General features: G+C 55.7%; 27 protein-coding genes. 15 read left to right on the top strand and 12 right to left on the bottom strand.

Translation table 11 applies throughout. The features are described 5' to 3' along the window. From AC2FNC_RS15725 to pcaQ, 9 genes are all read right to left on the bottom strand, one after another. The coding region (locus tag AC2FNC_RS15725; protein ID WP_496715847.1) for a mannitol dehydrogenase family protein at positions 1–420 on the bottom strand (420 nt) is incomplete at its 3' end. Next, positions 420–1193 carry an L-iditol 2-dehydrogenase gene (locus AC2FNC_RS15720; protein ID WP_480555669.1) on the bottom strand — a complete coding sequence of 258 codons (774 nt, stop codon included), beginning with the start codon at positions 1191–1193 and terminating at the stop codon, positions 420–422. The genes AC2FNC_RS15725 and AC2FNC_RS15720, both read right to left, overlap by 1 nt. Next, a complete protein-coding gene (locus AC2FNC_RS15715; protein WP_496715846.1) occupies positions 1190–2194 on the bottom strand; it encodes an ABC transporter ATP-binding protein in 1005 nt (334 codons plus the stop codon). The genes AC2FNC_RS15720 and AC2FNC_RS15715 overlap by 4 nt, the downstream gene beginning before the upstream one ends. A gap of 12 nt (positions 2195–2206) precedes the next feature. Beyond that, entirely contained in the window at positions 2207–3037 is an 831-nt protein-coding gene (locus AC2FNC_RS15710; RefSeq protein ID WP_480520854.1) for a carbohydrate ABC transporter permease, read from the bottom strand. A gap of 12 nt (positions 3038–3049) precedes the next feature. Then, the gene (locus tag AC2FNC_RS15705) at positions 3050–3916 is read right to left on the bottom strand and encodes a carbohydrate ABC transporter permease (RefSeq protein WP_480555671.1); all 867 of its coding nucleotides are present in this window, start codon (positions 3914–3916) and stop codon (positions 3050–3052) included. Between the two features lie 106 nt (positions 3917–4022). Then, entirely contained in the window at positions 4023–5327 is a 1305-nt protein-coding gene (locus AC2FNC_RS15700; RefSeq protein WP_496715845.1) for an ABC transporter substrate-binding protein, read from the bottom strand. Positions 5328–5420: 93 nt separating this feature from the next. Next, on the bottom strand, positions 5421–6446 hold the full coding sequence (locus tag AC2FNC_RS15695) for a LacI family DNA-binding transcriptional regulator (RefSeq protein WP_480560444.1): 1026 nt from the start codon (positions 6444–6446) through the stop codon (positions 5421–5423). 197 nt (positions 6447–6643) lie between these two features. Beyond that, positions 6644–7351: a class II aldolase/adducin family protein gene (locus tag AC2FNC_RS15690; protein ID WP_496715844.1), complete on the bottom strand. Its 708-nt coding sequence runs from the start codon at positions 7349–7351 to the stop codon at positions 6644–6646. A gap of 44 nt (positions 7352–7395) precedes the next feature. Further along, on the bottom strand, positions 7396–8337 hold the full coding sequence (pcaQ, locus tag AC2FNC_RS15685) for a pca operon transcription factor PcaQ (protein ID WP_480520862.1): 942 nt from the start codon (positions 8335–8337) through the stop codon (positions 7396–7398). Between the two features lie 97 nt (positions 8338–8434). Here pcaQ and pobA point away from each other — a divergent pair, with 97 nt between their 5' ends. The 7 genes from pobA to AC2FNC_RS15650 all read left to right on the top strand — a co-directional run bounded on the left by pobA (position 8435) and on the right by AC2FNC_RS15650 (position 14161). Next, a complete protein-coding gene (gene pobA, locus AC2FNC_RS15680; RefSeq protein WP_496715842.1) occupies positions 8435–9604 on the top strand; it encodes a 4-hydroxybenzoate 3-monooxygenase in 1170 nt (389 codons plus the stop codon). Continuing rightward, on the top strand, positions 9604–10392 hold the full coding sequence (gene pcaD, locus AC2FNC_RS15675; protein WP_496715841.1) for a 3-oxoadipate enol-lactonase: 789 nt from the start codon (positions 9604–9606) through the stop codon (positions 10390–10392). Before pobA ends, pcaD begins: the two co-directional genes overlap by 1 nt. Continuing rightward, complete coding sequence (gene pcaC, locus AC2FNC_RS15670; RefSeq protein WP_480477645.1) at positions 10385–10762, top strand: 4-carboxymuconolactone decarboxylase; 378 nt, start codon at positions 10385–10387, stop codon at positions 10760–10762. Before pcaD ends, pcaC begins: the two co-directional genes overlap by 8 nt. Before the next feature lie 52 nt (positions 10763–10814). Next, positions 10815–11543, top strand: a complete 729-nt coding sequence (gene pcaH, locus AC2FNC_RS15665; RefSeq protein ID WP_480555681.1) for a protocatechuate 3,4-dioxygenase subunit beta — start codon at positions 10815–10817, stop codon at positions 11541–11543. Between the two features lie 2 nt (positions 11544–11545). Continuing rightward, positions 11546–12163 (top strand): protocatechuate 3,4-dioxygenase subunit alpha, encoded by a 618-nt coding sequence (gene pcaG / locus AC2FNC_RS15660; protein WP_496715840.1) that lies wholly within the window; start codon positions 11546–11548, stop codon positions 12161–12163. Between the two features lie 48 nt (positions 12164–12211). Next, the gene (locus tag AC2FNC_RS15655) at positions 12212–13033 is read left to right on the top strand and encodes a 3-oxoadipate:acetyl-CoA acetyltransferase (protein ID WP_496715839.1); all 822 of its coding nucleotides are present in this window, start codon (positions 12212–12214) and stop codon (positions 13031–13033) included. Between the two features lie 66 nt (positions 13034–13099). Beyond that, positions 13100–14161: a 3-carboxy-cis,cis-muconate cycloisomerase gene (locus AC2FNC_RS15650; protein WP_496715838.1), complete on the top strand. Its 1062-nt coding sequence runs from the start codon at positions 13100–13102 to the stop codon at positions 14159–14161. Positions 14162–14351: 190 nt separating this feature from the next. On the opposite strand, the gene AC2FNC_RS15645 is transcribed toward AC2FNC_RS15650, so the two are convergent. Together AC2FNC_RS15645 and AC2FNC_RS15640 are read right to left on the bottom strand one after the other, a co-directional pair. Beyond that, positions 14352–14735 carry a LysR substrate-binding domain-containing protein gene (locus AC2FNC_RS15645; protein WP_496715837.1) on the bottom strand — a complete coding sequence of 128 codons (384 nt, stop codon included), beginning with the start codon at positions 14733–14735 and terminating at the stop codon, positions 14352–14354. Next, on the bottom strand, positions 14713–15069 hold the full coding sequence (locus AC2FNC_RS15640; RefSeq protein WP_496715836.1) for a LysR substrate-binding domain-containing protein: 357 nt from the start codon (positions 15067–15069) through the stop codon (positions 14713–14715). The genes AC2FNC_RS15645 and AC2FNC_RS15640 overlap by 23 nt, the downstream gene beginning before the upstream one ends. A 427-nt stretch (positions 15070–15496) precedes the next feature. On the opposite strand from AC2FNC_RS15640, the gene AC2FNC_RS15635 reads away from it, so the two are divergent. From AC2FNC_RS15635 to AC2FNC_RS15610, 6 genes are all read left to right on the top strand, one after another. Continuing rightward, positions 15497–15637: a hypothetical protein gene (locus AC2FNC_RS15635; RefSeq protein WP_480555687.1), complete on the top strand. Its 141-nt coding sequence runs from the start codon at positions 15497–15499 to the stop codon at positions 15635–15637. Between the two features lie 173 nt (positions 15638–15810). Beyond that, entirely contained in the window at positions 15811–16377 is a 567-nt protein-coding gene (locus AC2FNC_RS15630; RefSeq protein WP_480520872.1) for an ABC transporter substrate-binding protein, read from the top strand. 57 nt (positions 16378–16434) lie between these two features. Further along, positions 16435–16692, top strand: coding sequence for an ABC transporter permease subunit (locus AC2FNC_RS15625; protein WP_480555691.1), 258 nt, complete (start codon positions 16435–16437; stop codon positions 16690–16692). Between the two features lie 12 nt (positions 16693–16704). Next, positions 16705–17136, top strand: a complete 432-nt coding sequence (locus tag AC2FNC_RS15620) for an ABC transporter permease subunit (protein WP_496715833.1) — start codon at positions 16705–16707, stop codon at positions 17134–17136. Continuing rightward, complete coding sequence (locus AC2FNC_RS15615) at positions 17136–17630, top strand: amino acid ABC transporter permease (RefSeq protein WP_496715832.1); 495 nt, start codon at positions 17136–17138, stop codon at positions 17628–17630. Before AC2FNC_RS15620 ends, AC2FNC_RS15615 begins: the two co-directional genes overlap by 1 nt. A 155-nt stretch (positions 17631–17785) precedes the next feature. After that, complete coding sequence (locus AC2FNC_RS15610) at positions 17786–18517, top strand: amino acid ABC transporter ATP-binding protein (protein WP_496715830.1); 732 nt, start codon at positions 17786–17788, stop codon at positions 18515–18517. 346 nt (positions 18518–18863) lie between these two features. Here the strand turns inward: AC2FNC_RS15610 and AC2FNC_RS15605 are convergent, their stop codons facing one another. Then, on the bottom strand, positions 18864–19625 hold the full coding sequence (locus AC2FNC_RS15605; protein WP_480495848.1) for a DeoR/GlpR family DNA-binding transcription regulator: 762 nt from the start codon (positions 19623–19625) through the stop codon (positions 18864–18866). A gap of 146 nt (positions 19626–19771) precedes the next feature. Between AC2FNC_RS15605 and AC2FNC_RS15600 the strand changes: the two genes are divergently transcribed. Both AC2FNC_RS15600 and AC2FNC_RS15595 read left to right on the top strand, forming a co-directional pair. After that, complete coding sequence (locus tag AC2FNC_RS15600) at positions 19772–22195, top strand: GcvT family protein (protein WP_496715829.1); 2424 nt, start codon at positions 19772–19774, stop codon at positions 22193–22195. 15 nt (positions 22196–22210) lie between these two features. Next, complete coding sequence (locus tag AC2FNC_RS15595) at positions 22211–23143, top strand: phosphotransferase (RefSeq protein ID WP_496715828.1); 933 nt, start codon at positions 22211–22213, stop codon at positions 23141–23143. The last annotated feature ends 756 nt before the right edge of the window (positions 23144–23899 follow it).

Here is a 23899-nt window from a genome sequence, read left to right as displayed (position 1 = left end):
CGTTACGGTAAGGGACACGATCCGAATGGCGGGATCGGACATTTTCCGGATCAGAGGCGCATTTTCGGGTTCAATGGGCAGATAGTCCATCAACGGACCGATGACTTCGGCCGAAACGCCGGACGGGTCAAGCTCGATCAAAGTTGTCAGACAGTCCTGCCCAATCAGCTTTTCGCGCATGTCCGCGTCAAAAGCCCGAACGCCGGCCCCGATGATCGCCCAGTCCAAGGCCTGCCCTTTTTGCATCAGCCTGTGGATGTACCATGCCTGATGCGCACGGTGAAAATTCCCAAGCCCAATATGAACAATTCCAGGGGTCAGGTCTTCACGCCGGTATCCGGGTATTTTGACATCCGCAGGAAGCGATCCGAGGCGTTCGAGGCACAGCTCTACCGGTGTTATGTCCGCCAAAGGGGTCATCAGCTCATCCAGTTTCCGCCATCGACATTGTAAGTCTGGGCCACGATGTATTCCGCTTCATCAGACGCCAGAAACACCGCCATCCCGGTTAAATCCTCGGCCCGTCCCATACGGCCGAACGGTACCGCTGATGCAACTTCACGCTTCTTCTGCCCCGGTTTTTTATTTTCGTACTTCGCAAAGAAGGCGTCGACGCCGTCCCAATGCTCTCCATCAACAACACCGGGTGAGATCGCATTCACATTTATCCCGTGAGCGATCAGATTGAGCCCCGCTGACTGCGTCAAAGATATAACGGCAGCCTTGCTGGCGCAGTAAACGGCGACCAAAGGTTCGCCACGCCGACCAGCCTGTGAGGCCAGATTTATGATCCGGCCTTTGACATTGGCGTCGATCATGTGTCGCGCAACGGTCTGCATTGTAAACAAGGTGCCCGAAACATTGATATCAAAGACGCGCTGGTAATCGGAGCGGTCGATTTCGATGATTGGCGCTGCTGAGAAAACGGCAGCATTGTTGATCAGAATGTCAATCTGGCCGAACTGATCCACTGTGCGCGCAACAGCAATGTCGATGCTGTCCTGATCAACAACATTCATTTCGACCGCCATTGCAGCGTCACCGATTTCCGTGGCTGCGGATTGCGCCCGCGCGAAATCTATGTCGGCAATGGCCACACGCGCACCTTCGGCGACGTAAGCTTTTGCAAAGGCCAGCCCGATTCCGCGCGCAGCCCCAGTGATGAGCGCGGTTTTTCCGTCCAGTCGCTTCATTCGATCCGCAGCCCTTGCGCGTCAAAACAATGAAGCACGTCGGCACGTGGCGTCAGGTAGATGCGGTCGCCATGCGTAAATCCAACTTCTCCGTCTGCTCGCACCGTGATTGTTTCCGCCATACCGGTTTCATGTATGTGGAAAAACGTATCTGATCCAAGATGCTCGGACACGCCTACAACACCGCTCCAGGTTCCGTCGCTCTCGGACACAGCAATATGTTCGGGGCGGATGCCGATTGTATGTGCGCCGTGTTTTGCAGCTTCTTCGCCTTCGATAAAGTTCATCCTGGGCGAACCGATGAACCCGGCGACAAAAAGGTTTCGTGGCGTACGATACAGGTCCAGCGGGCTTCCGACCTGCTCGATCACACCAGCCTGAAGCACGACGATCTTGTCGGCCATCGTCATTGCTTCAACCTGATCATGGGTCACATAGATCATGGTGGTCGCCAGCCGTTCGTGCAACTCGCTGATCTCCAACCGCATGCCAACGCGCAGCGCAGCGTCCAGGTTGGACAGCGGCTCATCGAACAAGAACGCTGCGGGTTCACGGACAATGGCACGCCCGATAGCAACGCGCTGACGCTGGCCACCGGACAGCTGGCCGGGGCGGCGATCCAGATAGTCGGTCAGGTTCAGAACCTGCGCGGCCCCTTTCACACGTTTGTCGATTTCGGCCTGATCCAGTTTTGCCATGCGCAAGGGAAAGGCGATGTTCTTGCGAACGGACATGTGCGGATACAAGGCATAGGACTGGAACACCATCGCCAGACCGCGTTTTGCGGGTGGTACGTTTGTCGCGTCGGCCCCGTCAATGTCGATGGAACCTGACGTGATGTCCTCCAACCCCGCAATCAGACGCAGCAAAGTGGACTTGCCGCAACCCGATGGCCCGACGAACACCGTGAACTCTCCGTCTTCGATGGTCAGATCCAGTGGCGGGATAACCTGTACGTCGCCAAAGCTTTTGGTCACGGACCTGAGTTGAATACGTCCCATGATAAGTTTTCCTTATTTCACAGCGCCAAAAGTCAGGCCGCGGACAAGTTGTTTCTGGCTAAACCAGCCAAGGATCAGGATCGGTGCAATCGCCATTGTCGAAGCCGCGCTGAGCTTGGCAAAGAACAGGCCCTCGGGGCTGGAATAGCTGGCGATAAATGCGGTCAGCGGGGCCGCGTCAACGGCTGTCAGGTTGAGGGTCCAGAACGCCTCGTTCCAGGCAAGAATGAAGTTCAGCAAAACAGTCGAAGCGATGCCCGGAACAGCCATGGGTGTCAGGATGTGCAGGATTTCCTCTTTCAGTGTCGCCCCGTCCATCCGTGCGGCTTCAAGGATTTCACCGGGAATTTCACGGAAGTAGGTGTAGAGCATCCAGACGATGATCGGCAAGTTGATCAGCATCAACACGACGACCAATCCACCTCGTGTATCAAGCAGCCCCAGACGGATGAACAGCAGGTAGATCGGGTAAAGGACACCGACTGCCGGCAACATCTTGGTAGAGAGCATCCAAAGCAGAATGTCCTTTGTACGTTTCGAAGGAACAAACGCCATTGCCCATGCTGCCGGTACGGCAATGATCACACCCAACAGGGTTGACCCACCTGCAATGATGACCGAGTTCCAAAGGAAACGCATGTAATTCGAGCGTTCCTGTACGACAGCATAGTTCTCAAGCGTCCAGTCAAAGTTCAGGAACAGTGGCGGGCTCGCAATGGCCTGCGCTTCGGTTTTGAAGCTGGTCAGGATCGTCCAGAGGATCGGGAAAAAGATCAGCAGACCGACGGCCCAAGCCAGGGCTGTGTTCACCGACTTGCGTTGGATTGTGACGGTGCGGGCCATGGTTTTATCTCCTCACGCGTCCAGGTTCTTGCCGACAATGCGCATCAGGAAGACCGCAACGATATTGGCGAGAATGATTGCATAGACACCTCCGGCTGATCCGAGACCGATATTCTGGCTTTCCAAAACGCGCTGGAAGATCAGGTAGGTGAGTGTACGGGTGCCGAACGCGCCACCTGTGGTGACGAAAATCTCGGCAAAGATCGAAAGCAGAAAGATTGTCTGGATCAGGATTACGATTGTGATTGCACGGCTAAGGTGCGGCAGAATGATGTGGTAGAACCGCTTGAGCGGCGGAGCGCCGTCCATTTCAGCAGCTTCCAGTTGCTCACTGTCCAGCGACTGGATTGCGGTCAAAAGGATCAGTGTCGCAAATGGCAGCCATTGCCACGACACGATCATGACAATTGAGGTCATTGAAGCTTCGGACAACCACGAGACCGGTTCAGCCCCAAAAAAGCGCCACAGATGGGCCAGCAACCCGTTGACCGGGTCCATGAACATGTTTTTCCAGACCAGAGCCGAAACGGTCGGCATAACGAAGAATGGCGCAATGACAAGGATGCGCACCACCCCCTGGCCCCACATCGGTTGATCTAAAAGCATCGCCAGCAGGATGCCCAGAATGACCGTAATCGCCAACACGCCGAGAACAATGACAAGCGTTGCCTGAACGGCGGGCCAGAACGAACTGGACGAAACAAATCGGATATAGTTGTCGAAACCCACCCATCCGAGATCACCGCCCCGCAGGGGAAGATACTTCTTGAAGGAAAAATACAGGGTCATCGTCAGTGGCACGAGCATCCAGCCAAGCAGCAGCACCACTGCGGGTGTCATCATCAGGCGTGCAACTGATCTGGAATGTTGAGTTGCCATTGCGCAAGACCTCTCTGTTCAGGCGTAAGACAGCCTGCGAGAAAAACACGAATTGTGGAAGTGGGAGCAGGGGACAGAAGATTTGCCCCCTGCTGGGAAGGTTGCCTCAGTACCCTGCGGCTTCCATCTCTTCTGCTGTGAAGGCCTGCGCTTTGGCAAGCGCCTCATCCACTGTTTGCTGCCCGGCATAAACGGCCGAGAATTCCTGACTAACCTGTGTGGCAATCCCTGCAAATTCCGGAATGGCCACGAACTGGACACCGGTATAGGGCGTCGGCTGCACACAGCAATTCTGCGGGTCAGCCTTCAGGATCGATTCCAGAGTCATTTTTGCGAATGGGACCGCCTTGTAGTTGTCATTCTCATAAAGCGAGGTCCGCGCGCCCGGAGGCACATTGGCCCACCCTTCGTTTTCAGCCACCAGCTCGATGTAGTCTTTCGAGGTTGCCCATTCGATGAACTGCTTGGCCGCATCTTCCCGCTGAGTTCCCGCCGGGATCGCCAGCGCCCAAGCCCAAAGCCAATTGGCGTGCTTGTCGACGCCTTCCGAATTTGGTGCAAGTGCGAAGCCAACTTTGTCAGCTACGGTTGAGTCTTCCGGATTTGTCACAAAAGACGCGGCAACGGTGGCGTCAATCCACATGCCGCACTTTCCTTGCTGGAACAAAGACAGGTTCTCGTTGAAACCGTTAGTGGCATAGCCAGCTGGGCCGGATTCACTCATCATGTCGACGAAGAACGTCAGCGCCTCTTTCCACTCAGGCTGATCGAACTGGGGCTTCCAGTTTTCATCAAACCAGCGCGCACCGAAGGAATTGCCGGTTACAGTGATAAAGGCACCACCTTCACCCCAGCCCGCCTTACCGCGCAGGCAGATGCCGTTGATGTCGTTGTCGCGATCAGTCATGGCAGCCGCAGCTTCACGGATGAATTGCCATGTTGGTGCTTCTGGCATTTCCAGACCGGCGTTTTCCATCAGGTCGGTGCGGTACATGATCATCGAGCTTTCGCCATAAAAAGGCGCAGCATAAAGCGTGCCATCATGGCTCAACCCGCCTGCCATCGCAGGCAGCAGATCACCAACATCATATTCATCGGACAAACCGTCCAGCGGTACCAGCCAGCCGTTCGCACCCCAGATCGGGGTTTCGTACATGCCGATGGTCATGATGTCGAACTGACCGCCTTTGGTGGTGATGTCGGTCGTGACGCGCTGACGCAAAACGTTTTCTTCCAACGTCACCCATTCGACATCAATGCCTGTCGCATTGGTGAAGTTGTCTGTGTAGCCCTGCATCCGGATCATGTCACCATTGTTGACGGTCGCGATCGTGATGGTTTCCGCTTGGGCTGCTGCCGTAACGACGAAAGTCAACGCAGTCGCCGCACGAAGTGCGTTCTTCAAATACATCCCTGTCCTCCCTGAGCTTGGATGCTGTACAGAGACCCTAGTTTATAAATTGTCGCGGCGTCAATATAAACTTTACGCGCGTTAAATTTTAGTTCATGCAGATTCCCTCAAGACAAGCCGTGCCGGAAACAGAGTTTCCGTCCGATCGTCAAATTTTCCCCCGCTTTCAATGAGTTCAAACAAGGTATCCACACTGCGCCCAGCCACGTTGTCATAATCATGCGCAGCTGTTGTCAGCGATGGACAAGTAAATCTTGCAAAGGGGTGGTCGTCATTTGATGCGACGCGGAGTGAGCAATCTTCCTTTCGCCCAACCCGAATCCCCTGCTCATAACAGGCTGCCAGAAATCCGATCGCAAGACGGTCATTGCTGCACAAAACCGAGTTCGTCCTGAGAGCGCCTTTCTCCAACACTCTCAAAGCACCTTGATGCCCAATCTCTTCAAACGCCCAGCCTTCGCCATCAATTTTAATGACATCGGGCTCGAACCCCAGACGTTCCATAACCTCTATATATGCCTTGCGTCGCTTGTTGGCGTTTGGGTTTGCTGGCGTGCGCATTTCAAAGAAAGACGGAGGTTCACCCGTCCGGGTCATGTATTCCACGGTTTGGGACACAAAACTGAAATTGTCCGATCCAATAAATGCGGCGCCCAACCCTTCAAGGTTGCTGTCAAACAGAACAGTAGGCACCTCGGCGCAAAACTTCTCGATGTAAGCGCGGTCTGAGGCACGCCCTAATGGGGCAAACAGCACTCCCGCCGGTTTCAGAGAGCGCAAACTATCGAGAATTTCATTCTCCAGCTTCTGTTCACCATGCGAGCTGAAAAGAGATGGACGATACCCGGCAGCAATACAGCTCTGCTCAAGGTATCTGGCCATCTCGGCAAAAAATGGATCGGCTAGATAGGGAACAACGATGCCGATATTCTTGGTCAGCTTTCGGTTCTGGTTCACCGCATAGATGTTGGGGCGGTAATCGAACTTTTCCAAAGCTTCTTCGATACGCGCCCGCGTAGAGGAACGAACGCTTTCCGGGTCGTGGAAATATTTGGAAACCGTTGGCCGAGAAATCCCGCTGAGGGCCGCAAACTCCTCCATATTTCTTATTTTTGCCATACCTACCCGCTTACGGAATTCTTTTGCTTTGACCTTACATTTTCTTTACGCGCGGCAATAAATCAATAGGCTGCCGTATCCGCGCGAACGGTAAGACGCGTGACGCCAACGCCGAACAGCCGAAAACCTCCTGATCAAGTCGCGGCGTTTTGGACTTGAGCCCAATATATCGACCCCCAGCGCAACCACCTTGGTCGTCAGGTCTGTTCAGGCTCATTTTGCTTCCCGGCAGTACCTTCTGCGACGTCCTTGTAGTCGTCATGAATGCCGTAAGAAGCGAAACCGGATAGCGTTTCAGAAATCTGTTCATCGGTCAGGATTACCGGACCGAGGGCCAAGGAAAGGTAATATTGCCGGGCAATGGTTTCCAGCTCAACCGCGCGCCACATGGCCTTGTCCAGGTCCTCACCCATGGCAATGGACCCATGATTGCCAAGCAAACAGGCGGTTCGGTCTTGCAGCGCTTCGATCGCCAGCTCCGACAGCTCGGGCGTTCCAAAGCGCGCATAGGGTGCGCAGCGAACATTAGTACCACCGAAGGCCGCGACCATGTAATGCGCTGCCGGGATCTCTTTGTGTGCAATCGCCAGCGCCGTGCAATAGGTCGGATGTGCATGGACAACAGCGCCCATATCGGGGCGGGTCTTGAGGATGTCGAAGTGGAACCGCCATTCGGTCGAAGGTTTGAGCGGGCCATCCCAACTCCCATAGTCTCCATCAAATGGCATTGAGACGATCATCTCGGGGGTCAGCTTGTCATATGGCGTCGCCGAAGGTGTGATCAGCATCCGGTTCTCGTATCGGGCCGAGATATTGCCGGATGTTCCCTGGCTAAGACCACTGGAATTCAGAAAAAGGCATTTCTCGATAATCGCCTCACGGATTCTGCGTTCCTTGTCATCCATCTTGTGCTCCTGTCCTCGCGCCACCCCGGCAGAATGGACCAGCCTTAGTTATCAGAGGTCGCACCATCAGGCGACAAGCCCAACCTCGCAATTGCATTGTCCAAAGCCAACCCGAAAACCTGCGCCTGAGGTGACAGAACCTGGTCAGGCCGACGCATCAGCCCAACGGGCCCGCGTGTGATCGACGTATCAAACGGCAGCGCTACAAGGTGGCCATCGCTGATTTCATTGGCGACCACCCCTGCCGAGATAATCCAGATCGCATCGGTCTGTCGGGTATACACCCGTCCGAAAGCACCCGAGACAGTTTCCAGACGATCTTCGATTTCACCAATCCCATGCGCGATCATGAGGCGATCCACCAAGGGCCGGATTGCCGATCCTTCAGGTGGATAAAGCACTTGCCACTCGGTAATCCGCCTGAGATCGGGGGCTTTCAGCAGCGGGTGATCCGCGTGCACGACGAAGACGACCTTCTCCTCGTAAAGCTGGGTAAAGGAAATGCCCTGCATGGTTTCAGGGCGACCCAAACGCCCGATAACAAGCTCCAGGTCGCCCAGACGAAGACGCTCCATCAAATGGCCATGTGGACCGTCGAAAACGCTCAGTCGGGCATTGCCCGCAAGTTCGGAAAACTCGGTGGCAACGGCTGGCATCAAACGGGCCGCAACCGAAGGCAGCACCCCGACCCGAAGACTGGCCCTGCCGCGCGCTTCGATCTGCTCTACACCAGAAAAGCCCTGCTGCAAAGCGGCCAGCGACATTTCGGCGAAATGCAGAAACACTTCGCCCTGCCGCGTCAGAGAAACACCGGACCGGTTACGGGACAACAGCACAGTGCCCAGAATATCCTCAAGCTCCTTAAGCGTCTTGGATATCGCCGGTTGCGTGAGAAACAGCTTCTCTGCCGCAACTTTCAGGCTTTTCTCGCGACATATCTCAATAAAACATTGAATATGCCTAACTTTGATGCGGCGATCTATCATAACTTTCCAATTATAGCAACTAAGTCCAAGCAGAACTCATTTTACATATCGAGAAATGACGTTCAATTATTAGACACGCGAAATCAGGAGAGCCAACATGCGCGTTCAGGTCGCGATCATCGGCGGTGGACCTTCAGGTCTTTTGCTCAGCCAGTTGTTGCACCGCAACGGCATAGACACCATCGTGTTAGAGCGCAAAACCAGGGAATATGTTCTGGGTCGCATTCGCGCTGGCATTCTGGAAACCGGTTTTGTGGAGCTGATGCGCGAAGCCGGTGTAGCAGATCGGATGGACAAGGAGTGTTTTGTCCATGACGGCACAGTGATCTCGTATGGCGATATCGAATTCGGCATCAACTTTAAAGAGCTGACGGGCAAACATGTGGTTGTTTACGGACAAACGGAAGTAACCCGCGACCTGTATGATGTACGCGATGCGATGGGCGGCAAGATTGCTTTTAACGTCGATGATCTTCAGATTCATGGGGCTGACAGCGATGCACCTTATGTGACGTATCAAGCGGATGGGACCGGACACCGGATTGATTGCGATTTTGTCGCCGGGTGCGACGGGTTTCATGGGGTGTCGCGTCAAACCATCCCGCTGACCGTGCGCCGGGAATATGAAAAGGTCTATCCGTTTGGCTGGCTGGGCGTTTTGTCCGAAACTCCCCCGGTCCATGACGAACTGATCTATGCCGGGTCGGAACGCGGTTTTGCGCTTTGTTCCATGCGCAATGAGAACCTCAGCCGTTACTACATTCAATGCTCGCTGTCTGACAGTGCCGATGACTGGACTGATCAAGCCTTCTGGCAGGAGCTGAAACGCAGGATTCCCGCGCAATATGCTGAGACACTGATCACCGGGCCATCTGTCGAAAAATCAATTGCGGCGCTGCGGTCTTTCGTGACTGAACCAATGCGCTGGGGCCGTTTGTTCCTGTGTGGTGATGCCGCGCATATCGTGCCCCCCACCGGGGCCAAGGGGCTTAACACGGCGGCAAGCGACATCCACTATCTGCACAACGCCCTGCTGCAATTCTATAAAAACCACGACAGCGAAGGCATCGACCGCTATTCCGAAAAAGCGTTGGCCCGAATTTGGAAAGCCGAGCGGTTCAGTTGGTCCACGACCAACCTGTTGCACCGTTTTCCGGAACAGAACGGCTTTGACCTGAAAATACAGAAGGCTGACATTGATTTCCTGCGCGAAAACAAAGAGGCCCAATCGGTGTTTGCACAAAACTACGTCGGGCTGCCCTACTGATGCAGATTGCGGCGCTGGATAACATTCACCTGCATTGGCGTGAGGATGGCGATCCAGATGGCACGCCTGTGGTGTTTGCCAACTCGCTGGGAACTGACCTGCGCCTTTGGGACAAAGTTTTGCCCTTGCTGCCCAAGGGGCTGCGCCTGATCCGGTTCGATCTGCGTGGTCACGGCCTGTCGGAATGCCCTCAGGCACTTTACAGCTTGGCTGAGCTGACAGATGACGCCGAGGCGTTGCTTGAACATATCGGGGTTCGCGACACGGTGTTTGTCGGCCTGTCGATTGGCGGCATGATCGGTCAGGCGCTGGCTTCGCGCCGACCAGACCTGATCCGCGCCCTTGTTCTTTCCAACACCGCCGCAAAAATGGGGACGGCCCAGATGTGGCGTGACCGGATGGGCGCAATCCGATCGTCCGGCATCGAGTCTGTGGCTGACGCAATTCTGGACCGTTGGTTTGCAGCGGGTTTCAGGGCAACCGATAACGTGCTGCTTTGGCGCAACATGCTGGTGCGTACCCCTGTTTCTGGGTACCTGGGATGCTGCAACGCGATTTCAAATGTTGATCTTGAATCCATGACCTGGGCGCTGCGATTGCCAGTTCTGGCCATCGCCGGATCAGATGACCGCGCCTGCCCGCCCGAACTGGTCCGGCAGACCTGTGCTATGATCCCCGGGGCGCGCTATGCCGAAATACCCAACACCGGGCACCTGCCATGCGTGGAAGCCCCCGCCACCTATGCTGAACACTTGTCCGCATTCCTGATGGAGAACCGCAATGAGTGACAAATACGCGTCCGGTATGCGAGTGCGGCGCAGAATTCTGGGCGATGCCCATGTGGATCGTGCCGAAGCCGCCAAATCTGATCTGGACGGTCCATTTCAGACGCTTATCACCGAAGGCGCGTGGGGCACTGTCTGGGCTTCGGACGGGATCAGCGACCGTGAGAGATCCATGCTGACGCTGGCTTTGCTGGCTGCGTTGGGCAATTTCGAAGAAATCCCGATGCATATCCGCGCCACAGCCCGTACCGGCGCCAGCAAGCAGGATGTACTTGAAGCGTTTCAGCACGTCGCGATTTACGCGGGCGTACCACGCGCCAATCAGGCCCTCAGGCTGGCAAAACAAACGTATGACGAAATGGAACAGGACTGAATGGGAAACGCGCAGAAACCCCAGTTAGACAAAAAGGAAGTGTGATCCGACAATGTTGAAACAAGGTGAATTCTACCAGCGTGACCGCGAGTGGCACCCACCTGCACTGACGCCCGACTACAAGACCAGCGTGACCCGTTCACCGCAATATTCGCTGATCTCGCTGCAAAACTCGATCAGTGAGGTCACCGGCCCGGTTTTTGGCCACAACGATGTTGATCCTCTGGATAAGGACCTGATCTCGAACTATGCGCAGCCCGGTGAAAGCCCGATTGGCGAGCGAATTATTCTGCACGGCAGGGTGCAGGATGAAAACGGACGTCCGGTGCCAAACACGTTGGTGGAAATCTGGCAGGCGAATGCGGGTGGGCGCTATCGCCACAAGAAGGATACCTACCTGGCACCGATCGATCCCAATTTCGGTGGTTGTGGCCGCACCCTGACAGATGAAAACGGGTATTATTTCTTCCGCACCGTAAAACCCGGTGCCTACCCCTGGCGCAATTGGGTGAACAGCTGGCGTCCCGCCCATATCCACATGTCGATATTCGGAACAGGTTTTGCACAGCGCCTGATCACACAATGCTATTTCGAAGGTGACCCGCTGATCAACAGGTGTCCGATCGTGAAAACTATTCCTGATGCCGATGCGATCAGCCGCCTGATTTCGCGGCTCGATATGAATTCAACGATCCCTCTGGATACCATCGCCTATAAATTTGACGTGGTCTTGCGCGGTCGGCGCTCGACCCTGTTTGAAAACCGTCTGGAGGGGAACTGAAGATGCAACAGCTGGATTATCTAAAGGAAACCCCCTCGCAAACAGCCGGGCCTTACGTCCATATCGGTCTGGCGCCTGGGGCTGCCGGATTTGAGATCTACAGGCAGGAACTGGGCTGGGATATAGCCGGACCAAATGCCGAAGGTGAGCGTATTCGGGTCGAAGGACTGGTCGTGGACGGGGCAGGATCGCCCATCAAGGATGTCTTGCTTGAGGCTTGGCAGGCAAATGCCAGGGGCGTCTATGCCCATCCTGAGGGCGGCTGCGATGTCGAAGACGGCTTTCGCGGCTGGGGACGCGTCATCACCAATTTTGAAACCGGCGAATGGGCGTTCGACACAGTCAAACCCGGCCCGACACCGGGACGAAACGTGGACCAGCAAGCGCCTCACATAAACCTTTGGGTTGTAGCCCGGGGCATCAATGTCGGTCTGAATACGCGTATCTATTTCGAGGATGAGGAAGAGGCCAACAGCAAGGACCCGGTCCTTAATCTCATCGAATGGGAACGCCGCCGCGCAACGCTGCTGGCCAAACGCACCAATCGGGACGGTCAAGTTGTCTATCGCTTCGATATCAAGATACAAGGCGAAGATGAGACCGTCTTTTTTGATATCTGATTACTTGGTGTTGCCTTCCCAAGGCGGCACTCATTTCAGGAAGTCACCATGACCAAACCTTGCATCATCTGCGTGGCCATCACCGGTTCCCTGCCTACCAAAAACAACAACCCCGCGGTGCCGATCTCGGTTGCGGAACAGGTCGAAAGCACGCAAGAGGCGTTCGAGGCCGGGGCCAGCATTGTCCACGCCCATGTTCGCAACGATGATCAGACGCCCAGCAGCGACCCCGACAAATTCGCTCTCCTGAAAGAGGGTTTGCAAAAACACTGTCCCGGAATGATCATCCAGTTTTCCACTGGTGGGCGGTCAGGCGCCGGTCAGGCCAGGGGCGGAATGCTGCCCCTGGCCCCTGACATGGCGTCGCTGTCTGTCGGGTCGAACAACTTTCCCACCCGGGTGTACGAAAATCCACCCGACCTGGTGGACTGGCTGTCAGCCGAAATGCAAAAATACAAAGTCACACCCGAGATCGAGGCGTTTGACCTGTCCCACATCCTGCAAGCGATCAGATTGCACAAGGAAGGCAAGCTGTATGGCAAGCTGTATGTTCAATTTGTCATGGGTGTCAAAAACGCGATGCCGGTCGACAGGGCCGTGTTCGACTTTTACGTGAAATCCATGCAGGATCGCGCACCGGATGCCGAATGGTGTGCCGCCGGGATCGGTCCAAACCAGATTGTGGTAAATGAATGGGCCGTTGCTGCGGGCGGGCACACGCGGACAGGTTTGGAAGACAATGTCCGGCTGAACCGCAACACGCTTGCGCCTTCGAATGCTGCGCTGGTCAATCGCGTGACCGAGTTATGCGCAAAGCACGAACGTCCGGTCGCCACCTGGCAACAGGCCCGCGAGATTTTGGCTCTTTGAGCGCAGGGAGGAATGGCGCCATGACGATTGATATCCGCCCGCTACAATTCAAAGGCCACATATAGGATGGAACAGCTTTCCACTCATCCCTGGCTCAGCGGGCTGTTTGAGGACCCGCAGACCTCAGAGATGCTGGGCGCAGAGACTCAGCTAAGACACATGCTGTCCGTCGAGGCCGCATATTCTGAGGCTTTGGCGGCGGTCGGCAAGGTACCAACAGAGGTGGCGGATACCGCGGCTAAACTTATCCGACAACACCGTCCCGACATGCAGGCGCTGCGCGACGGGACGTCATTGGATGGCGTGGTGGTGCCCTCGCTGGTGCGGTCACTCAAAGCGGCATTGCCCGATCATTGCCACGTCGCGCTGCATAAGGGGATGACGTCGCAGGATGTTGTCGACAACGCTCTGGTTCTGTCAATCAAAGACATTCTGGAGGTGTTTTCGGCCCGTCTTTCAGACCTGATAGATGCGCTTGTGGCGCTGGAGCAGGCATATGGCGAACACGTGATGATGGGGCGAACCCGAATGCAGGCGGCATTGCAGATTTCGGTTGCCACGCGCCTGCGAAACTGGCGGTTGCCATTGGCCGATCACCAGAAACGCCTGACCGAATTGCAGCCCAGATTGCTTGTGCTGCAACTTGGCGGCGCCGTTGGCGACCGCGTTGGGATGCTCGGATCCGGACAGGCAATCGCAGATCATATGGCCGACAGGCTTGGCCTGGCCAGCTGCAATGCAAACTGGCATACCCGCCGGGACAATCTTGCAGAACTTGCCTCATGGCTTTCCTTGATAACCGGATCGCTGGGGAAGATTGGTCAGGACGTGTCGCTCATGGCCCAGCAAGGGGTGGACGAGGTTTCGCTGACAGGTGGCGGCGGATCTTCGGCGATGCCTCACAAGCGCAACCCGGTCCGTGCGGAACTGCTGGTCGCACTGGCTCGTTTCAACGCAACCCAACTGTCGGGCATGCATCAGGCGCTGGTGCACGAGCAGGAACGTTCCGGCGTTGCCTGGACGCTAGAATGGATGATCCTGCCCCAGATGATCCTGGCAACGGGGCAGGCCCTGATCAGCTGTGGTACGTTAGTGCAACAGATCGAACGGATAGGCATCGTGGAGTGACTGCACTGGCCTCTGAGCCCGACGTTACTCAGGCGGTGCGTCGACTTGGCGTCACCGGTTTTGCCGCAGTAACTTATATATGTCAGCATCAGTGGAGATGGCGTCTTGACTACACTGACAGTTGGGCGAACTGCTGAAACGGACGGATTTCGACAAGGCCGCGGAAACCGCCGACGGCAACGAACAGGCGTCAGGCCTGCCGCGAAAAGATTGCCGATATTTCGGCAGAGATCGCCTCAACCACTTTTTCGGGCTGGGAAAAGCTGCGCGTCTTGAGCCGCATCATGGTCAGGTCGATCAAGGCGGTCGGAAAGCCGAGATCGGAAAGCTCGACCAGGGTTCCATTCGCTAACTGGTCTTCGATGGAACTTCGTGGCAGCCATCCGACACCCAGCCCGTGCTCAATGCATTTGGCGATCGTCTGGGTCAGGCCCGAAACGATCTTTAACGAGACCCTTTGCGGAATTTGCGGCAACAGCACCGAGCGGGTGAGATCACCCATAAAGACGTTGGATGGATAGCAGATGATCGGCAACACCTCGTCCCGCTCGCTACGCGCCTGAAACTCCTGCAACATCCCCCGCGGCTGCCACGGGAACGAACCCGTCCTTGCCGACAAGTGCGCGATGCACCAGATCCTTTGGCGGGTTTAGCCTGCGGGTTTCAGCCTCGTAGGAGAAGGCAACCATGACCTCTTCGGTCATCAGCATCTGAAAGCAGGTTTCCTGATTGGCCGACCGCAGCCGCAAGTCGTGAGATGCCAGCGTGTCGCCGAACGCGGCAAGCGCCCGAGGCAGGATGTTGGCCGAGATCGAATGCAATGCGGATATCCGCAATGGTTCAGCGGACGTGATCGCAAAAGCGTCGGAAAGCCGGTTGAGGCCGACGAGTGCTGCTTCAAGCTCCACCTGTAGGGACCTGAGCTGATAGGTCGGGCCTAACGGTCGTCGCGACCGGTCCAACAGTTCAGTGTCAAACAGATGCTAAAGGGCCTGAAGTCGCCTGGAATAGGCGGATTGCGAAGAAATGCGGCTATGCGCGGCAAGCGAAACGCTTTCGGCGCGGATCAGCGCGAGCAGATCGAGTATTGAGTCTTTGTCCACGGCGACACATTAGCATGCAGTTTCTGCATATAAACTTGCCTAAATAGCGATACAAATTTCAGATAGCGCATGTATTGAGTAATGATAATGCGAGTCCGTCGGGGTGGTGCGCGGTATTCGGCGTGATGGATGGGGGCTAGGGTGCAGCCCCGGCGGATCAAAGATGGTCGCGGAAACTGCACCATATGAAAGCTATAGCCTAATAGAGACAGACTTTTGGGAGGAGACGAAAATGAAGCACATGCTTGCACAAGTGACCGTCACGGCGATTCTTCCCCTTGCGGGTCCGGCCTTTGCCGATGCCGGCGAGAGCCCGGTATTGCAGCGCATTCAAGAACGCGGCGTGGTCAGTATCGGCCAAAGGGAAACCTAGATCCCTTTCTCCTGTATCGGCCCTGTTAATAAGCCGATCGGTTATTCGATCGACCTGTGCCTGAAGATTGTCGATGCGATCAAGGCGGAGCTTGGCGTAGACAATCTGGAGGTCCACTATGTGCCGGTCACCGGCCAGACCTGCATCTCACTGATGCCAATGGCACGATCGACATGGAATGCGATTCCACCACCAACAACCTGACCCGCCAGTTGCAGGTGGAATATCCGCCCACGACCTTCCTCACCGGCACCAAGATTGCCTCTAAAACCGGGTCGGGCATCACCGAGATCGAGGATCAGGAAGGAAAGGTCATTGGCCTGTCTACGGGCACGACCAACGAAAAGGCGATCAAGGCCATCATCGAAGAAAAGGGCCTGAACGTCGAGATCGTACCGGTCAAGGATCACAGCCAGGGCTGGCTGGCGCTGGAAACGGACCGCATCGACGCCTATGGCTCGGACGATGTTCCGCTCTATGGCCTGATCTCAAAGGCGTCCGATCCGACTGGCTATCAGGTCACCGGGCGGTACCTGTCCTTCGATCCCTATGCCCTGATGGTGCAGCGCAACGACTCCACGTTCGAACGTCTTGGACGTACGGTCACGGCCGGTCTGATGCGCTCTGGTGAGATCAAGGAGATTTACGCCAATTGGTTCGAGCCGGGCCCGACAAACATCGACATGCCGCTTTCCGATACACTGGCGACCGCGTTCGAAATTCAGGCACTGCCAGAATAAACAACAAAAGAAGGGGCGGGTACATCCGCCCCTCCCCAGCTGCGGCAGGGGGATGACATGAACTATAATTGGGACTGGGGCATTCTGTTCCGCGAGCCCTATTTCGGCTGGACCATAGTTATCTCGCTTCTGGCCAGGACAATCGCTTTTTCGGTGGGCTCAGCGCTCGGTGTCTTCCGCACCTCATCCAGCCCGGTCCTCAGGGCCGTTGGCACCACCTATGTAGAGATCTTCCGCAATTTTCCGCTGCTGGTACAGCTGTTCCTGTGGTACTTCGTTTTCCCCGAAGTCCTGCCGGATGACTGGTCGCGTTAGGTCAAGCGCGACATGCCCTTCCCGGCACTGACCACCGCCATTGTCGCTATCGGCCTTTATACCGCCTCGCGTGTCTACGAACAGGTCCGTTCAAGAATCGAGGCCGTGGGCTGTGGCCAGCGCCAGGCAGGCCGCGCCATCGGCATGACCGAGGTGCAGGTTCATCGATATATTCTTCTGCCCAATGCCTACCGCATCATCATCCCGCCGCTGACAAGCGAGTTTTTGACGATCTTCAAGAATTCCTCGCTAGCGCTGACCATCGGTGTCGTCGAACTGACGGCGATGACACGACAGATCGAGGAATATACGTTCCAGGGGTTTGAAGCCTTCACCGCAGCAACTGTGGTCTACAGCCTTGTCACCTTCACGGTGATGGCGGTTATGCGGCGGGTCGACAGGATGACCGCCCTGCCCGGCACCTTCGCAAAAGGGGCTGCGTAATGACACTCGATTTCTCCGTCATTCCCGTCAATGGCGAACTGTTGTGGGACGGCATTAAAATGACCTTTCTACTGACGGGCCTCGCAGTGGCAGGGGGTATCGTCCTTGGCACGGTCCTTGCCCTTCTGCGCATCGCAAAGGTACCGGTTCTGGGGCAGTTTGCTGCGGCCTATGTCAACTTCTTCCGCTCGCTGCCGCTGATCCTCGTGATCTTCTGGCTCTTCTTCCTTATGCCGCTTATCGTCGGGCGACCTGTCGGCGCCTTCTCCTCGGTTCTCGTGGCATTTATCCTGTTTGAGGCCGCCTATTATTCCGAGATCATCCGGGCCGGCATCAACTTTGTCCGCCCCGGACAACTGGCCGCCGCGCGCGTCATCGGCCTCACCTACAGCCAGTCGATGCGCTATATCGTGCTGCCTCGGGCCTTCCGGGCGATGACTCCGATCCTGCTGAGACAGGCGATCATCCTCTTTCAGGACACATCGCTCGTCTAGGTCGTCGGCCTAAGCGATTTCCTTGTCAGTGCCGAGATCGTTGCAAACCGTGACCAGAAGCTGGTGGAAATGTTCCTCTTCGTCGCTGCGGTCTACTTCACCCTCTGTTTCCTCGCCTCCATGGGCGTCCGGTATCTGCAAAAAAGGCTTGCCACATGATCGAGATGAAGAATGTCAACAAATGGTACGGCAAGACCTTTCAGGTTCTGAAGAACTGTACCCTCAGCGTCGCCAAAGGTGAGGTGATCGTGGTCTGCGGCCCTTCTGGTTCGGGCAAGTCCACGCTGATCAAAACGGTGAACGGGCTTGAGCCGATCAATGATGGCGAGATCACCGTCGCGGGCACCTCGATCACCGCGAAATCGACAAATCTCGACAAGATGCGCTCCAAGATCGGTATGGTCTTTCAGAATTTTGAGCTGTTTCCCCATATGAACGTGACCGAGAACATCAAGATCGGCCAGATCAAGGTGCTGGGGCGCGATCCGAAAGAGGCGGAGGAAAAGGCGCTCGCACTTCTTGAGCGCGTGGGCCTGACGGAACATGCGCAGAAATACCCCTCTCAGTTGTCCGGCGGCCAGCAGCAGCGGGTGGCGATTGCCCGCGGCCTTGCGATGGAGCCGATGGCAATGCTCTTTGACGAACCAACATCGGCGCTCGACCCAGAGATGATCAACGAGGTTCTGGACGTCATGGTGGAACTGGCCAAGGAAGGCATGACGATGATGGTCGTCACGCATGAGATGGGGTTTGCCAAGAAGGTGGCCGACCGCGTGGTCTTTATAGACCATGGCGAAATCGTCGAAGACGCGCCCTCGGCCGAGTTTTTTGGTTCCCCGCGAAGCCCGCGTGCTCAGGATTTCCTTTCCAAGATTCTCAGCCACTGAAGCAGATCCGGATGTCTACAGCTGGCCAATTTATCTTCTAATCCGGACCTAGATGCCCGAAAACACGCGCGGCGGAGCGACGTACGCCGCGCATTTGCGGACGAAGACTATGTTGCCAACTTTAAAATACAGTTGGGGAGCATAGGTGATCTGACGTTTGTTCCCATAAAACAGTTCGTTAACAGTTCGCAACTTGATCACATTGAAGCCCTGTCACTTCCCCAAGGATCCAGTCTTGCACGCTGTTAACTTATAACCCCGGTACACTCTGTCCAGAACATGACTGAACGCGGCGTGCAGGTGGGCCGCGTCCTTTCTTAGCCGCTCATTCGTCAAAAGCTTGAAACTAATCTGCGGCGATTACTGTCTTTGCCCGACCTATAACGCCTTCAAATTTTGACGTAGGCTTCCGCTCGGTTATCAGGAAGTCACTTGCCGAAAGAGCTGGAAGATGCAAGGCCGGTTTGGGTTCGGATGCCTGGAACTTGGTCGAGTCCACTGCCATGAAACATCGTTCGCTGATCGCCTTCATTGCGACCGCAATATCGACTTCGCATTGTTCGAACACCAAAAAACCCTGTTTCGGATGCACACGCGACGCCGACAGGATCGAGTATTCCACCGACATATTTGCAATAACGTCAAAGGCCGCGCGGTCGAACGCTGCGCCGTCATGATTTCTAAGCTGTGTGCCCGCCATAAATACCCGGTTGCCGTTCCCCATCGCCAGAGTTGTTGCAATGAACGCTGAATTCGTCACCACGGTAAGATCTCTGCGCGCCTTGAGAGCCTGAGCCACAAAACCCGACGTAGATCCTGTATCAATAGCAATGGACGCGTTATCAGGCACAAGGTTCAAAATGGACTTTGCAATGGCGACTTTCGCCGCGCGGTTGGTTGTCATACGCGCGATGAAAGGGGGATCCAGAACCTTTTGGGTGCTGACCAACGCGCCGTGAACCTTGTCGATGTGCCCCGCATCCACCAACGGCTTCACAATTCGACGGATTGTCTGATCGGAAACGTTAAGCCTCTGCGCCAGGTCCATGACCGAGATTCGGCCATGAATGTTAACCGCGCTTAGGATGTCCTTTTCGTATTTCGACATTCAGCCACTCGGATGTTGGATTCTAACAGGATGAATTGTTGATACCTCTTTAAATCAACATATTTCAACACTCTTTTTTAATTTTCGTTGATTTCTGTTGGTCGATACGATGATCTGGCATCAAATTTGTCGACAGGGGCGAGGCCATGACAACCCATTCTGCAAAACACCTTATTATTGGCGGCGGCATCATCGGATGCTCAATCGCCTATCATCTGGCCCGGGCAGGTGAGACGGATGTCGTCCTTCTGGAAAAGGCATCTCTGACAGAGGGGGCAACATGGCACGCTGCCGGGCTGGTTGGGCAACTGCGGTCTTCCCGCAATACGACCCGGATGCTGAAACGATCGGTCGCGCTCTATGACCGGCTGGCCGACGAGACCGGTATGGAGTTCGACTGGAAGAAAGTCGGCAGCTTGCGGCTGGCGGCAACCAAGGAACGGCTGCTGGAGGCAAAACGTCTGGCGACAATGGCACGCAGTTTTGACCTGGAGATGGAAATCATCTCACCAGACGAAGCGAAAGCCCTGTTTCCCTATATTGATGCCGACGGGTTAGAGGGGGCTGCCTTTATTCCATCGGATGGCCACGTTGACCCCGCTGGCCTGTGTCTGGCGATTGCAGCCGGTGCGCGGAGCCACGGCGCACAGATCAGGCAGGGGGTGAAGGTCAAGGATTTCGAAATCCGCAATGGCCGCATAACCAAAGTGATGACAACCAACGGCGACTATGAGGCGGAAACCGTTGTGCTGGCCTCGGGCATGTGGAGCCGTGAACTGGCCGCAAAACTGGGCGTCGTGGTGCCAGCCTGCGCTGTCGAGCACCAATACGTCGTAACAGAACCGTTGCCAGAGCCGGAATTGGTCAAGGGCCTGCCCACGCTGCGCGACCCTGAGCGTCTGGTCTATTACAAGCCCGATGCTGGCGGGCGTCTGGTCATCGGAGGTTACGAAGACGACACATTGCCATTTGGAGAACGGGGCATTCCCGGAGAGTTCGTGCGCCAGTTGCTACCGGACAATCTTGACCGTTTCGCGCCGCTGGCTGAACTTGCCGGTGTCGTCACGCCTGTCGTGAACCAGGTCGGCATCCGGCAAATCATCAATGGACCAATCCCCTACTCCGCCGATGGTGATTTTGTCATGGGCTGGGCCCCTGAGGTTAAAAACCTGATGCTCTCGACCGGGTTCCTCTACGGTATTGCGGCTGGCGGGGGCGCGGGGGAAATGATCGCGGAATGGATTCTGAACGGGCGTCCAAGCCTGGATCTTTGGCCATTGGACGTGCGGCGGTTCAGCCCACATCATGCGACCAAGGCCTTTATGTATCCCCGAGCCGTCGAACATTACGCGCATCACTACAAGATGCGCTATCCGGGCCAAGAGGCCGAGACCGCACGCAATTTGCGACTGTCTCCGCTATACAACCGATTGAAAGAACACGGGGCGGTCTATGGGTCAAAGAACGGGTGGGAGCGGCCCTTGTGGTTTGCGCCAGCTGGGGTCGCCCCAGTGGATCAACTCGATTTTCTCAATCCCGGTTGGAATGTCTTCGCGGCCGAAGAACACCGCGCTGCCCGCGAAGGTGTCGTTCTGATCGACCAATCGAGCTTTTCCAAGTTCGAACTGATCGGCTCTGGCGCGTTGGGTGTGTTGCAACACCTAGCGGTCTCAAACATGGACAAGCCGGATGGCAGCGTAATCTATACCCAGCTTTGTAACGACAAAGGCGGCGTCGAGGCGGATGTCACCATCACCCGCCTGAGGCGCGACCATTTCTATATCGTGACCGGCGCCGGATTCGGGGTGCACGATTCCGACTGGATCCGACGCCATCTGCCGCAAGACGGATCGGCACATCTGATCGAGGTTACCTCATCCCGGGCGGTGATCAATATCTGCGGACCAAAAGCGCGCGACGTCCTGCAGGCGGTAACCGAAGAGGATATCTCAAACGCTGCGTTTCCCTTTGCAACAGCGCGCGACATTACGGTCGGAGCAGCAAAAGTGCGTGCGGTGCGCATCGGCTATACCGGCGAATTGGGCTGGGAACTGCACATCCCAACCGAATTTGCACTTCATGTCTATGATCAACTTTGGAAGGCAGGACAGGCCTATGGCATCCGCGGCATTGGCTACCGGACCATAGACTCGCTGCGCCTGGAAAAGGGGTATCTTTACTGGAGCACCGATATCACCCCGGACTATACACCTGTAGAAGCGGGCCTGAGCTCTCGCGTCCACCTGAAATCCAAGGGAAGTTTTTTCGGGCGCGATGTTCTGGAGGGCCAGAAATCCAATGGCGCAGCCCAGAAACTCTGTACCTTCGTGACCGAGGAAAAACTGCCGATGACCGGGGGGGAAACCATCCTGCACAATGGCGTAACCGTTTCGCGCGCCAGCAGCGGTGGCTATGGGTACCATGTCGGGAAAACGATCATCTACGGCTATCTTCCGGTGGCGCTGATGGACCAGACGGAATTCGAACTCGAATTGTTCGGAGACCGCGAACAGATCCACCGGGTGGATGGGCCTCTGTACGATCCGACCAATGAGCGGCTAAAAGCCTGAGGGGGAGGGCAGAAAATGACTGACGGAAACACTGATCGTGTCCTGAGTGAACTTCGCAACCTGAAAGGTTTTGAGGAAATCTCAGCACAAGACAGCAAAATCAAACGGCTGGGTGGGTTGACCAATCTGGTCTACAGAGTGGAAACCGGCGGGCACACCATGATCGTTCGTATCCCCGGAGATGGCACCGCGGATTATATCGATCGCGGCGTTGAGATTCACAATGCCAAGGTCGCAGCCGAAGCTGGTATCGGTCCTGCTGTGCTTTGGGCGGATGCAGATACCGGTGTGATGATCAGTGACTGCATTGACGGTATCGTCACCATGACACCCGAGCTTTTCGCAACGCGCTCCGGAGCGGCCGCACGTGCCGGGCATGCCCTGCGGCAACTACACGAGTCACCCCGCCCTTTCGAATTTCGGTTCGAACTTTTTTCGATGATCGATGAATATCTGAAAGTCCTGTCAACAAAGGATATTTCCCTGCCCGAAGGCTATACAGAAATTGTCGCGGAAGCTGCGCCGATCAAACAGCTGCTGCAAGACAGGCCGGGCATGCTGGTTCCCAGCCATTGCGATCCGCTTTGCGAGAACTTTCTCGACAACGGTGACCGTATGTGGATCGTGGATTTCGAATATTCCGGCATGAATGATGCCCTTTGGGACCTCGGCGATTTGTCGGTCGAAGCCGGGCTGACCGAGGCGCAAGAAATCGAGATGCTGACGTCCTATTTCGGCGCGGCACCAACAGCGGCTCAATTCGGGCGAATGGTGATCTACAAGGCGATGTGCGATCTTCTGTGGACACTCTGGGGCTTGATCCAACATGCCGATGATAACCCCGCCGAAGATTTCTGGGCCTATGCAACGGGTCGGTTCGACAGGTGCAAGGCACTGATGTTTGATCCTGCTTTCGCAGCGCATGTTCAGGCAGTTGCGACCGAATAAAGCAGATGGATAAGTTGCAATCTTTTGGTGAATGACTGGCATGTGGAAATGAAAGATTGGTTCGGACAAATGGGTTTCGAACAGGTTTCACAATGAGCTCTTTGAGGGGCCGCAACGTCCCAATAACGACGGCTCAATATACTGCGCAATTCCACTTGAGGCACACAGTTTCCTGTCGCAATCGAACAGAGATCATGGCCGAACGCAGTCCGAGAGTTGATCAGGCGACCCTCAACAATCGAGTTGCGTTTTTTCACCGTTGGTCTTTGCACGGGCGCATTCGAAGGTACGCTCAGTGCAGAATTCCTGGCACTTGGCCCTAAGATACTTCAACGTAACGGGCACGCGGCTGTTTCTTCTTCCATTCTGGGATGAAGGCGTCAAATTCACTGATTTTCTTCTGTGCGCGCGGTGAAGTAAGTCGGCCGCAACAAGGTCCTTCGTCAGATCCGAGCCAGTCATAGCGGTGGGCTGATTTGGCTACCTTCCTCCCACGTGATCGCCGAGACTAAGCCTCTCATTCAGAAGTTTGCAGCGACACGAAGGAAGGAACCTAATTTGCTTTTCCGGGTTAAAAACGCTTTTAGTAGAAACTTAGCCAATGATAACCGTACCGGTTATGAAGTTTGCCTAGTTAAGCGAATCTGTCAACGGCGGTGAGAAAGTCTGCCATTGGGCGGAGCAAAAGTCGTCCACTGTTTGGGTTACCGGCGCCTTGGCAAACGCGCTCCCAAATAGCTGGCGGTTGCCAAGGCG

This window comes from Ruegeria sp. BHSA123, from assembly GCF_059613425.1.
Note: the sequence above shows the minus strand (reverse complement) of the source record. Positions and strands in the feature narration are given on the sequence as shown.

Excerpts from the sequence above, each read along its gene's own strand:
- AC2FNC_RS15615 (WP_496715832.1), top strand. The coding sequence starts at position 17,136 with ATGACACTCGATTTCTCCGTCATTCCCGTCAATGGCGAACTGTTGTGG.
- pcaH (WP_480555681.1), top strand. The coding sequence starts at position 10,815 with ATGTTGAAACAAGGTGAATTCTACCAGCGTGACCGCGAGTGGCACCCA.
- AC2FNC_RS15600 (WP_496715829.1), top strand. The coding sequence starts at position 19,772 with ATGACAACCCATTCTGCAAAACACCTTATTATTGGCGGCGGCATCATC.
- pcaQ (WP_480520862.1), bottom strand. The coding sequence starts at position 8,337 with ATGATAGATCGCCGCATCAAAGTTAGGCATATTCAATGTTTTATTGAG.
- AC2FNC_RS15655 (WP_496715839.1), top strand. The coding sequence starts at position 12,212 with ATGACCAAACCTTGCATCATCTGCGTGGCCATCACCGGTTCCCTGCCT.
- AC2FNC_RS15620 (WP_496715833.1), top strand. The coding sequence starts at position 16,705 with ATGCCCTTCCCGGCACTGACCACCGCCATTGTCGCTATCGGCCTTTAT.
- AC2FNC_RS15720 (WP_480555669.1), bottom strand. The coding sequence starts at position 1,193 with ATGAAGCGACTGGACGGAAAAACCGCGCTCATCACTGGGGCTGCGCGC.
- AC2FNC_RS15695 (WP_480560444.1), bottom strand. The coding sequence starts at position 6,446 with ATGGCAAAAATAAGAAATATGGAGGAGTTTGCGGCCCTCAGCGGGATT.
- AC2FNC_RS15650 (WP_496715838.1), top strand. The coding sequence starts at position 13,100 with ATGGAACAGCTTTCCACTCATCCCTGGCTCAGCGGGCTGTTTGAGGAC.
- AC2FNC_RS15635 (WP_480555687.1), top strand. The coding sequence starts at position 15,497 with ATGAAGCACATGCTTGCACAAGTGACCGTCACGGCGATTCTTCCCCTT.
- AC2FNC_RS15595 (WP_496715828.1), top strand. The coding sequence starts at position 22,211 with ATGACTGACGGAAACACTGATCGTGTCCTGAGTGAACTTCGCAACCTG.
- AC2FNC_RS15690 (WP_496715844.1), bottom strand. The coding sequence starts at position 7,351 with ATGGATGACAAGGAACGCAGAATCCGTGAGGCGATTATCGAGAAATGC.
- AC2FNC_RS15700 (WP_496715845.1), bottom strand. The coding sequence starts at position 5,327 with ATGTATTTGAAGAACGCACTTCGTGCGGCGACTGCGTTGACTTTCGTC.
- pcaD (WP_496715841.1), top strand. The coding sequence starts at position 9,604 with ATGCAGATTGCGGCGCTGGATAACATTCACCTGCATTGGCGTGAGGAT.
- pobA (WP_496715842.1), top strand. The coding sequence starts at position 8,435 with ATGCGCGTTCAGGTCGCGATCATCGGCGGTGGACCTTCAGGTCTTTTG.
- AC2FNC_RS15610 (WP_496715830.1), top strand. The coding sequence starts at position 17,786 with ATGATCGAGATGAAGAATGTCAACAAATGGTACGGCAAGACCTTTCAG.
- AC2FNC_RS15625 (WP_480555691.1), top strand. The coding sequence starts at position 16,435 with ATGAACTATAATTGGGACTGGGGCATTCTGTTCCGCGAGCCCTATTTC.
- AC2FNC_RS15710 (WP_480520854.1), bottom strand. The coding sequence starts at position 3,037 with ATGGCCCGCACCGTCACAATCCAACGCAAGTCGGTGAACACAGCCCTG.
- pcaC (WP_480477645.1), top strand. The coding sequence starts at position 10,385 with ATGAGTGACAAATACGCGTCCGGTATGCGAGTGCGGCGCAGAATTCTG.
- AC2FNC_RS15630 (WP_480520872.1), top strand. The coding sequence starts at position 15,811 with ATGGAATGCGATTCCACCACCAACAACCTGACCCGCCAGTTGCAGGTG.
- pcaG (WP_496715840.1), top strand. The coding sequence starts at position 11,546 with ATGCAACAGCTGGATTATCTAAAGGAAACCCCCTCGCAAACAGCCGGG.
- AC2FNC_RS15715 (WP_496715846.1), bottom strand. The coding sequence starts at position 2,194 with ATGGGACGTATTCAACTCAGGTCCGTGACCAAAAGCTTTGGCGACGTA.
- AC2FNC_RS15705 (WP_480555671.1), bottom strand. The coding sequence starts at position 3,916 with ATGGCAACTCAACATTCCAGATCAGTTGCACGCCTGATGATGACACCC.
- AC2FNC_RS15605 (WP_480495848.1), bottom strand. The coding sequence starts at position 19,625 with ATGTCGAAATACGAAAAGGACATCCTAAGCGCGGTTAACATTCATGGC.